We start from the raw sequence: 9,399 nt of genomic DNA on the forward strand, positions 1-9,399 counted from the left end.
GGAGGGCGCTCCGATATTCTTGACCGACTTATGCGCTGGGTACACCTTGGGAGGAACATGTGATGCTCCTCATCCTCGTGATCTCGTTCGCGATCGCCGTGGTGACCCCCTGGCTGGTGGACCGGTTCGGGCCGAAGACGTTCTACGCGCTGGCGCTGATCCCGGCCGCGAGCTTCGTCGCCACCGCGACCGCCCTGCCGACGATCCTCGACGGCGGCGAGATCCGCGAGTCCGTGCCGTGGATCCCCGCGCTCGACATCGCCCTCTCCTTCCGCCTGGACGCGCTCTCGATCGTCCTCGCCCTCGTGGTCAGCGGAGTCGGCGCCCTGGTCCTCGCCTACTGCGCGACGTACTTCAGCCGCGACGAGCCCTCGCTGGGCCGGTTCGCAGCGCTCCTGTCCGCGTTCGCCGGAGTGATGTACGGGCTGGTCACGGCCGACGACGTGATCATCCTCTTCGTCTTCTGGGAGGCGACGAGCGTCCTCTCCTACCTCCTCATCGGCCACTACAGCGGGCGCAAGGAGAGCCGGGGTGCCGGGCTCCAGGCGCTCCTGGTCACGACTCTCGGCGGGCTGGCGATGCTGGTCGGGATCATCGTCCTGATCGTGCAGGCCGGTACCACCAGCCTCTCCGGGATCGTCGCCGCCGCCCCCTCCGGCCCGATCGTGTCGACGGCCCTGGTGCTCGTGCTGCTCGGCGCGTTCTCGAAGTCGGCCCTGGTGCCGTTCCACTTCTGGCTGCCGGCCGCGATGGCCGCTCCCACGCCGGTCAGCGCCTACCTGCACGCCGCCGCGATGGTGAAGGCCGGCATCTACCTCGTCGCGCGCCTCGCGCCGGGCTTCGCCGACGACTCCGTCTGGCTGCCCGTGGTGGTGAGCGTCGGAGTCTGGACCATGCTCGTCGGCGGCTGGCGCTCGCTCCGGCAGTACGACCTCAAGCTCGTGCTGGCCTACGGCACCGTCAGCCAGCTCGGCTTCCTGACCGTCGCCGTCGGCTTCGGCTCGCGCGACGCCGCGCTGGCCGGACTGACCCTGCTCGTCGCCCACGCCCTCTTCAAGGCGCTGCTCTTCCTCACCGTCGGCATCGTCGACCACCGCGCCGGCACGCGCGACCTCCGCAAGCTCAGCGGCCTGGGACGGCAGGCGCCGGTGCTCGCGGGCGCCGCCCTCGTCGGCGTGCTGTCGATGGCGGGCATCCCGCCGCTGCTGGGCTTCGTCGCCAAGGAGGCCGTGTTCACGAGCCTGATCTCGGCGATCGAGCAGGGCTCGTTCTGGGCCTGGGTCGCGCTGGTCGGCCTCGTCCTCGGCTCGATCCTCACCGTGGCCTACTCCGCGCGCTTCTTCTGGGGCGCCTTCGCCCGGAAGAAGGGGCTCGAGGACACGCACCTGCACGCCGAGCCGTGGACCTTCACCGCCGCCCCGGTGCTGCTGGCCGCCGCCAGCGTGATCGGCGGGATCGCCGCCTCCGTGCTCGACCCGCTCGTCGCCGTCTACGCGGACACCCTCCCCTACGCCGCCCCGGACGCCGACCCGGAGCTCGCCGCCGCCGCGGAGGCCTCCGACCACGGCGGCTACCACCTCGCGCTCTGGCACGGCTTCGAGCCCGCGCTGGCACTCAGCGCCCTCGTGATCGCCGTAGGACTCCTGCTCTTCGCCAAGCGCGTCGCCGTCGCGCGCGCCCAGTCGATGCTGCCCAACCGGATCGACTCCGCCGAGGGCTACTGGGCAACCGTCCGCTGGCTCGACCGTGTCGCCAGCACGGTCACCGAGTCCGTCCAGCGCGGCTCGCTCCCCCGCTACCTGACGGTGATCTTCGCGGTCTTCGTCCTCGGCGTCGGCGGTGCGGCCGCCCTCAACCGCACCTGGCCGGGCGATCTCGTCTTCTGGGACAGCCCGGGCCAGCTCGCGGTCGCGGCCGTGATGATCCTCGCGGCGGTGCTGTGCGCGATCGCCCGCAACCGCGTCGCCGCCGTGCTGCTGGCCGGCGCCACCGGCTACGGGATGGTGGCCCTCTTCGCCCTGCAGGGTGCACCAGACCTCGCCCTCACCCAGGCGCTCATCGAGACGGTGACCCTCGTGGTCTTCGTCCTGGTGCTGCGCCGCCTCCCGACCCGCATCGCCGCGAAGCACCAGCCGATGCGCAAGCGCCTGCGCGCCGTCATCGGCATCGCGGTCGGAGCGGTCATGGCCCTCGCCGCCACCATCGCCCTCGGCGCCCGGACCGCGACGCCGATCTCGGCCGAGCTGCCCCGCCTCGCCTACGAGGAGGGCAAGGGCCGCAACATCGTCAACGTCCTGCTCGTCGACATCCGCGCCTGGGACACGATGGGCGAGATCTCGGTCCTCGTCGTGGTCGCCACCGGCGTCGCGAGCCTGATCTTCCTCTCCAGCCGGGCCGGAGGCGCTCCCCGCCTCGAGTCGCAGAGCGCCGACGACCGCCGCGAGCGCGCGATGGACCTGACCACCTCCTCCGCCGACGCCGAGCGCGACGGCGACCGCGGCTCCTGGCTCGTCGCCGGGCGCACGCTCCGGCCGGAGAACCGCTCGATCGTGCTCGAGGTGCTGGTGCGCCTGCTCTTCCACCCCGCGATGATCGTGTCGGTCTACCTGCTCTTCACCGGACACAACACCCCGGGCGGAGGCTTCGCGGGCGGCCTGCTCGCCGGTCTCGCCCTCGTCGCGCGCTACCTCGCCGGCGGCCGCTTCGAGCTCGGCGAGGCCGCGCCGATCGACGCGGGCAAGGTCCTCGGACTCGGCCTCTTCTTCGCCGTCGGCACCGCCGTCTCCTCCCTCGCCTTCGGCCTCGAGGTCCTCGAATCGAGCTGGCTCGACCTCGAGGTGCCGGTGCTGGGCGAGCTCCACCTGGGCACGTCCACCCTCTTCGACATCGGGGTGTACCTGATCGTGATCGGCCTCGCCCTCGACATCCTCCGCAGCCTCGGCGGCGAGGTCGACCGCCACGGCGAGGAGGCCGAGCAGGGCTCCCCCTCGGGCGACGGCGTCACGCACTCGACGGACAGCACCCCCGGCCCCGGCCAGGGCACGGTCGACGGGCTCGAGACCTCGCTCCCCACCGGCTCCACGGTCGTCGGCGGACCGGGCAGGGGGGACGGCGCATGAGCATCACCCTCGTCCTCGTCGTCGTCATGGCGGTGATGTACGCGGCGGGCGTCTACCAGATGCTCGAGCGCAGCCTCACCCGCATCCTGATCGGGTTCCTGCTCGTCGGGAACGCGACCAACATCCTCATCCTGCTGATGGCCGGCCGCTCGGGGATCGCGCCGTTCGTCACCGACGACGGGCGCTCCTACGAGCAGATCGCCGCCGAGATGGCCGACCCGCTGCCGCAGGCGCTGATCCTCACCGCGATCGTGATCACCTTCGGGGTGTCCGCCTTCCTCCTCGCGATGATCTACCGCCGCTGGCGCCTCGCCAACGCCGACCAGGTGGAGGACGACGAGACCGACGCCTCCGTCCGCGAGGACGCGGCGGGCATCTCGGCCCAGACCACCGCCGACGACCGGGCGCTCGACGTCCTGCTCGAGTCCAGCGACGAGGGCACCGCCGCCAAGCACGGGGAGAGCGCCATGACCGACGACAGGAAGGAGGACCGATGAACGCCCTGATCCCGCTCGTCGTCACCCTCCCCCTCCTGGGAGCGGCCGTCGCGCTGATCCTCGGACGCCACCGGCGCGCGCAGATCACCGTGAACATCGTGACGCTCTCGAGCGTTCTGGTGATCTCCTCGGTGATGCTCGTGCTGGTCCTCACCGGCGACGGAGGCGGCAGCGCCGTCTACGTGGGCGGCTGGGAGCCGCCGTGGGGCATCGTGCTGGTCGTCGATCCGCTCGCCGCGCTGATGCTCGTGATCACCTCGATCACCCTGCTGGGCGTCCTGCTGTTCTCGGTCGGCCAGGGCCTCGTCGACGGCAACCGCGAGACGCCGGTCACGATCTTCCACCCGACCTACCTGATCCTCTCGGCGGGCATCCTCAACGCCTTCGTCGCGGGCGACCTGTTCAACCTCTACGTCGGCTTCGAGATCCTGCTGGCCGCGAGCTACGTGCTGATCACCCTGGGCGGCACCGCACCGCGGATCCGCGCCGGCACGACCTACGTGGTCGTCAGCCTGGTCTCGAGCGTGTTCTTCCTCTCGGCCATCGGCCTGCTCTACGGCGCCACCGGCACGGTCAACATGGCGCAGCTCTCGATCCGCATCGCCGAGCTCCCCGCCGACGTGCAGCTGGTGCTCCACGTGGTGCTGCTGCTCGGCTTCGGGATCAAGGCGGCCGTGTTCCCCCTGTCGTTCTGGCTCCCGGACTCCTACCCCACGGCTCCGGCGCCGGTGACCGCCGTCTTCGCCGGACTCCTCACCAAGGTCGGCGTGTACGCACTGATCCGCACCGAGACCCTGCTCTTCCCCGGCGGGAGGCTGAGCGAGGTGCTGCTGGTGGTGGCGCTGCTGACGCTGATCGTCGGCATCCTCGGCGCCGTCGCGCAGGCCGACATCAAGCGGATGCTGTCCTTCACGCTGGTCTCGCACATCGGCTACATGGTCTTCGGGATCGCCGTGGGCACCCCGGCAGGCTACGCGGCGACGATCTTCTACGTCATCCACCACATCACGGTGCAGACGACGCTCTTCCTCGCGACCGGCCTGATCGAGCGCGTCGGCGGCACCACCTCGATCCTGCGCCTCGGCGGGCTGCTCAAGGCCTCGCCGCTGCTGGCGCTGCTCTACTTCATCCCCGCGATGAACCTCGGCGGGATCCCGCCGTTCACCGGCTTCCTCGGCAAGGTGGGGCTCTTCGTCGCCGGCACGGAGTCGGCCGTCGACCAGCCCTCGTGGCTGATCTGGGCCGTCATCGCCGCCGGGGCCGTGACCTCGCTCCTGACCCTCTACGCCGTCGCGCGCGTCTGGAACATGGTCTTCTGGCGCCGCCAGGAGGAGGTGCCCGGCTACGAGTCGCCCCTGATCGACCAGCTGCAGGAGGACCCCCACGACACGGGCAGCATCCGCACCCGCCACTCGCCGCCCATGATGGTGCTCGCCACCGCGGGGATGGTCGTCGTCGGCGTCGTGCTGACCGTCGGCGCCGGTCCCCTCTACGACGCGAGCGAGCGAGCGGCGAGCGCGGTCGCCGACCCCGCGACCTACATCGCGACCGTCTTCCGCGACTCGTCCTTCGGAGAGGAGGGGCCGCGATGAGCCCCCGCCGCCGCGTCGACATCTGGAACCGCGTCGCGATGTTCGTGACCCTCGTCGGGATCTGGGTGCTGCTCTGGGACGACGTCTCGGTGCTGTCGATCGTCACCGGCTTCCTGGTCGCCCTGCTGATCACCCGGGTGTTCTACCTGCCGCCGGTCGAGTTCTCGAACCGCATCAACCCGTGGTTCGTGCTCCTCTTCCTCCTGCGCCTGCTGGCCGACATCGCGGTGGCCTCGGTGCGGGTGTCCTGGCAGATCCTGACCCTGCCCGTCCCGGTCCACAACGCCATCGTCGCCGTGCACCTGCGCAGCCGCTCCGAGGGGATGCTCGTCTGGACGACGGAGGCCGTCTCGCTCGTCCCCGGCTCCCTGGTGATCGACGTGGACCCGCAGCTGAACGTCCTCTACCTGCACGTGCTCGGCGTGACCCACGACGAGGGCGAGCGGATCGACGAGGTGCGCCGGACGGTCCTCCGGACGGAAGCGCGCATCGTCCGGGCCATCGGCTCCCGCGAGGACGTGCAGCGCGTGAATCGGCCGATCGAGGCCGGATCGGGGGTGGTCCGGTGATCGACTGGCTGATCTGGATCCTGGTGCCGGTCTTCGGCGCCGCCTGCCTGCTCGCGCTCGTGCGGATCCTCCGCGGTCCGTCCGTGCTCGACCGGGTCGTCGCGGCCGACGTGCTCGTCGCGACGATCATCTGCGGGATCGGCGCCGAGATGGCGGTCGACCACCACGCGCGGACCCTGCCCGTCGCGCTCGGGCTCGCGCTGTTCGCCGTCTTCGGATCGATCAGCGTCGCCAAGTTCATGGCCAACCGCGAGGAGGACTGACATGGACCTGTTCTTCGACGTGCTCACCGCTGTGCTGCTGCTGGTCGGCGCCCTGCTCTCGCTGCTGGCCGCGATCGGCTTGATGCGGTTCGACGACCTGCTCTCCCGGATGCACGCGGGCACGAAGCCGCAGGTGCTCGGACTGATCTGCGTGATGCTCGCGGTCGCCATCCGGAACCCCGGCTTCGCCGCCGCGGGGACCATCGTGCTGGTGATCGGCTTCCAGCTGCTGACCGTGCCCGTCTCGGCGCACATGGTCGGCCGGGCGGCCTACCGGGCCGAGGCCGTCTCTCCCGGGTACCTCGTCGCCGACGAGCTCGCGGAGGCGGTCACACGCGCCGACGAGCAGGCCCGCGCGACCGGGCCCGAGACCGCGCACGCGTCCGAGGAGCGGGCGCGCACCTCCTCCGCGCCCCCGCCCGAGGACGAGGACGGCCCGGCCGCGACCGCCTAGGCGACGAGGACGAGCTGCACGGCGGAGGCGCCGGTCATGCTGCGCAGCGCGAATCCGCCGATCGCGAGGGTGACGGCGACCAGGCCGCCGACCAGCAGCACCAGCAGCGGCACCACCCACAGCAGCGCCCGTCGGCGTCGGGCTCGGGCCTCGTCCGGCGTCTCATCGATCACCCGTCGACTGTACGGGACGGCGGAGGGCGTGCCCCCGGCGCCCCTGAGCCGCCCGATAAACTCGACCCCATGACCCTGGACTCCGCTCTCTCCGGCGCGCCCGAGAACTCCCCCGGCCCCGACTCCGAGGCCGAGCACCGCCGGGCAGCCGAGTGGTGGCGCACCGCCGTCATCTACCAGATCTACCCGCGCTCCTTCGCGGACGCGGACGGCGACGGCATCGGCGACCTGCCCGGCATCGCCTCGCGCCTCGAGAGCCTCGCCGAGCTCGGCGTCGACGCGATCTGGCTCTCGCCCTTCATGACCTCGCCGCAGAAGGACGCGGGCTACGACGTCGCCGACTACTGCGACGTCGATCCGCTCTTCGGCACCCTCGCCGACTTCGACGCGATGCTCGCCCGCGCTCACACCCTGGGCATCCGGATCATCGTCGACCTCGTCCCCAACCACTCCTCCAGCGCCCACCGCTGGTTCCAGGAGGCGCTCGCCGCTCCCGCGGGCAGCGCCGAGCGGGTGCGCTACCTGTTCCGTGACGGCCGGGGCGAGTCGGGCGAGCTGCCCCCGAACAACTGGGAGTCGGTCTTCGGCGGCCCCGCGTGGACCCGCGTCATGGAGCCCGACGGCTCGGCCGGCCAGTGGTACCTGCACCTCTTCGACACCTCGCAGCCCGACTTCGACTGGACGAACGAGTGGGTGCGCGAGCGCTTCCGGGAGGTCCTCCGCTTCTGGCTCGACCGCGGCGTCGACGGCTTCCGCGTCGACGTGGCGCACGGGATGATCAAGGCCGAGGGGCTGCCCGACTACACGCCGCCCGCCGACAGCGGGTCGATGGGCGGAGTCGCTCCCGCCGACGGCGAGGAGCCCGCCACCGCCCCCTACTGGGCGCAGGACGGCGTCCACGAGATCTACCGCGACTGGCACTCCCTGCTCGCCGAGTACCCGGACGACCGCGTGCTCTGCGCCGAGGCGTGGGTGCAGCCGCTCTCCAAGCTCGCCCGCTGGGTCCGCCCCGACGAGATGCACCAGGCCTTCAACTTCGCCTACCTCGAGACCCCGTGGAGCGCACCCGCCCTCCGCGACATCATCGACTCCTCCGTCGAGGCCTTCGCCGCCGTCGGCGCCCCGTCGACCTGGGTGCTGTCGAACCACGACGTCGTGCGCCACGCGAGCCGCCTGGCACTGACGTCCGACAACCCGCAGGGCTACGGCATCGGCCCGCGCACGCCGGGACTCCCCGACCCCGTCCTGGGGCTGCGCCGCGCTCGTGCCGCGACCGCCCTCATGCTCGCGCTCCCCGGCTCCGCCTACGTCTACCAGGGCGAGGAGCTCGGGCTCCCCGAGGCGATCGACCTGCCGGACTCGGCGCGTCAGGACCCGACCTGGTTCCGCACGGGCGGCGAGCGCTACGGCCGTGACGGCTGCCGGGTGCCGATCCCGTGGGAGGCGGACGCACCCGCGTACGGCTTCAGCGGCACCGGCGACTCCTGGGTGCCGCAGCCCGGCGACTGGGCGCCGCTCGCCCGCGACCGCCAGCGCGGTGTCGAGGGCTCGACGCTCGAGCTGTACCGATCCCTGCTCGCGGTGCGCCGCGCCGAGGATCTGGGCTCCGGCGCCGTCGAGTGGCTCGAGGGGTACCCGGAGGACGTCGTGGCGTTCCGCAACGGAACAGTCACGGTGATCGCGAACCTCGGCGAGGCTCCGGTCGAGCTGCCCGTCGGCTCCGTGGTGCTGTCGTCGGAGGAGCTGCACGAGCCGGCGCTGCCGGCCGACGCCACGGTCTGGCTGCGCGCGGAGTAGCGGGCCGCGGGGTCCGCCCGGCGACTCCCGCGTCCCGCCGCCGGGTCAGCGCCCGGCGTTTGCCTTGAGCCAGAGGTAGGAGTCGACCTTCGTCACGCCGTCGAGGCGGATCTCGAAGTGCAGGTGCGGGCCGGTCGACATGCCGGTCGTGCCCACCAGGCCGAGCAGCTGGCCGACCTTCACCGGGTCGCCCTCGTTCACGGCCGCCGAGCCGTGCTGCATGTGCGCGTACACGCTCGAGACGAGCTGCCCGTCGATCTCGTGGTCGACGATCACGTGCACGCCGAGCGAGCCCTCGCCGTCGATGACCGTGCGCACGACGCCGTCGGCGATCGCCTGGATGGGCGAGCCGTCGCCCGGGTTGAAGTCGGTGCCGCCGTGGTTCACCGAGCAGCCCGCGCAGTTGCGGTAGCCGAAGCGGTCGCCCACCGGCACGCCGACGGCGAAGGGCCACTGGATCGACGCGTTCGGGTCGTTCGTGAAGCCTGTGTCGGAGGTGCGGACGATGTCGGCGACGTTGGTCTGCGTCTTGCGCTCCTGCACGCCGAAGCCGTCGCGGGCGACCGTCTCGGCGCTGACCTCGCCGGCGACGAACGACTGCGCGCCGCGGCGGGCGTCGGCGCCGAAGGGGGTCGAGAGGCTCTGCGCCTGCACGTCCTCCGCGGTCAGGAGCGACGTGGCCGGCAGGGAGGTCGCCGCCACGATGGCCGCGACGAAGGAGAGGGCGACGAGTCCGCCGACCCGGGCCCGGCGCACGGGCCGGAGCGGCGTCGCGCGCGGTGCGGGGACGGGGGCAGGGGCGCTGCGGACCGAGGCGACGCGGCGCTCCGCCTCGCGCAGCTGCTCCGACGACAGCACCACGGAGCCGACGGGCAGCTCGACCGGAGCCTCGCCGAGGTTCGCGATCACCGTGACTGTTCCGTTGCGGAACGCCA

9 protein-coding genes are annotated in these 9,399 nt (G+C 71.9%); 7 read left to right on the forward strand and 2 right to left on the reverse strand.

Going from position 1 to position 9,399, the window contains the following annotated elements; all coding sequences use genetic code 11:
- The first annotated feature begins 62 nt into the window (after window positions 1-62).
- The 6 genes from C5D04_RS10745 to mnhG are packed head-to-tail and all read left to right on the forward strand — an operon-like array spanning window position 63 to window position 6,494.
- Window positions 63-3,119, forward strand: a complete 3,057-nt coding sequence (locus C5D04_RS10745) for a Na+/H+ antiporter subunit A (protein ID WP_104257170.1) — start codon at window positions 63-65, stop codon at window positions 3,117-3,119.
- Window positions 3,116-3,616, forward strand: a complete 501-nt coding sequence (locus C5D04_RS10750; protein WP_104223614.1) for a Na(+)/H(+) antiporter subunit C — start codon at window positions 3,116-3,118, stop codon at window positions 3,614-3,616. The genes C5D04_RS10745 and C5D04_RS10750 overlap by 4 nt, the downstream gene beginning before the upstream one ends.
- Window positions 3,613-5,208: a Na+/H+ antiporter subunit D gene (locus C5D04_RS10755; RefSeq protein WP_104347674.1), complete on the forward strand. Its 1,596-nt coding sequence runs from the start codon at window positions 3,613-3,615 to the stop codon at window positions 5,206-5,208. The genes C5D04_RS10750 and C5D04_RS10755 overlap by 4 nt, the downstream gene beginning before the upstream one ends.
- Window positions 5,205-5,777, forward strand: coding sequence for a Na+/H+ antiporter subunit E (locus tag C5D04_RS10760; protein ID WP_104234245.1), 573 nt, complete (start codon window positions 5,205-5,207; stop codon window positions 5,775-5,777). The genes C5D04_RS10755 and C5D04_RS10760 overlap by 4 nt, the downstream gene beginning before the upstream one ends.
- Entirely contained in the window at window positions 5,774-6,040 is a 267-nt protein-coding gene (locus C5D04_RS10765) for a monovalent cation/H+ antiporter complex subunit F (RefSeq protein ID WP_308471052.1), read from the forward strand. Before C5D04_RS10760 ends, C5D04_RS10765 begins: the two co-directional genes overlap by 4 nt.
- A gap of 1 nt (window position 6,041) precedes the next feature.
- On the forward strand, window positions 6,042-6,494 hold the full coding sequence (mnhG, locus tag C5D04_RS10770) for a monovalent cation/H(+) antiporter subunit G (protein WP_244229587.1): 453 nt from the start codon (window positions 6,042-6,044) through the stop codon (window positions 6,492-6,494).
- On the opposite strand, the gene C5D04_RS18230 is transcribed toward mnhG, so the two are convergent.
- Window positions 6,491-6,667 carry a hypothetical protein gene (locus C5D04_RS18230; protein WP_159939698.1) on the reverse strand — a complete coding sequence of 59 codons (177 nt, stop codon included), beginning with the start codon at window positions 6,665-6,667 and terminating at the stop codon, window positions 6,491-6,493. The two genes, mnhG and C5D04_RS18230, sit on opposite strands and share 4 nt — an antisense overlap.
- A gap of 69 nt (window positions 6,668-6,736) precedes the next feature.
- Between C5D04_RS18230 and C5D04_RS10775 the strand changes: the two genes are divergently transcribed.
- A complete protein-coding gene (locus C5D04_RS10775; protein WP_104347675.1) occupies window positions 6,737-8,464 on the forward strand; it encodes a glycoside hydrolase family 13 protein in 1,728 nt (575 codons plus the stop codon).
- Between the two features lie 45 nt (window positions 8,465-8,509).
- Here the strand turns inward: C5D04_RS10775 and C5D04_RS18820 are convergent.
- Window positions 8,510-9,399 (reverse strand): M23 family metallopeptidase (locus C5D04_RS18820; RefSeq protein WP_219815022.1); only part of this gene is annotated, 890 nt, incomplete at its 5' end.

The sequence above is a fragment of the Rathayibacter sp. AY1D2 genome (genome assembly GCF_002932695.1).
Classification (GTDB): Bacteria; Actinomycetota; Actinomycetes; order Actinomycetales; family Microbacteriaceae; genus Rathayibacter.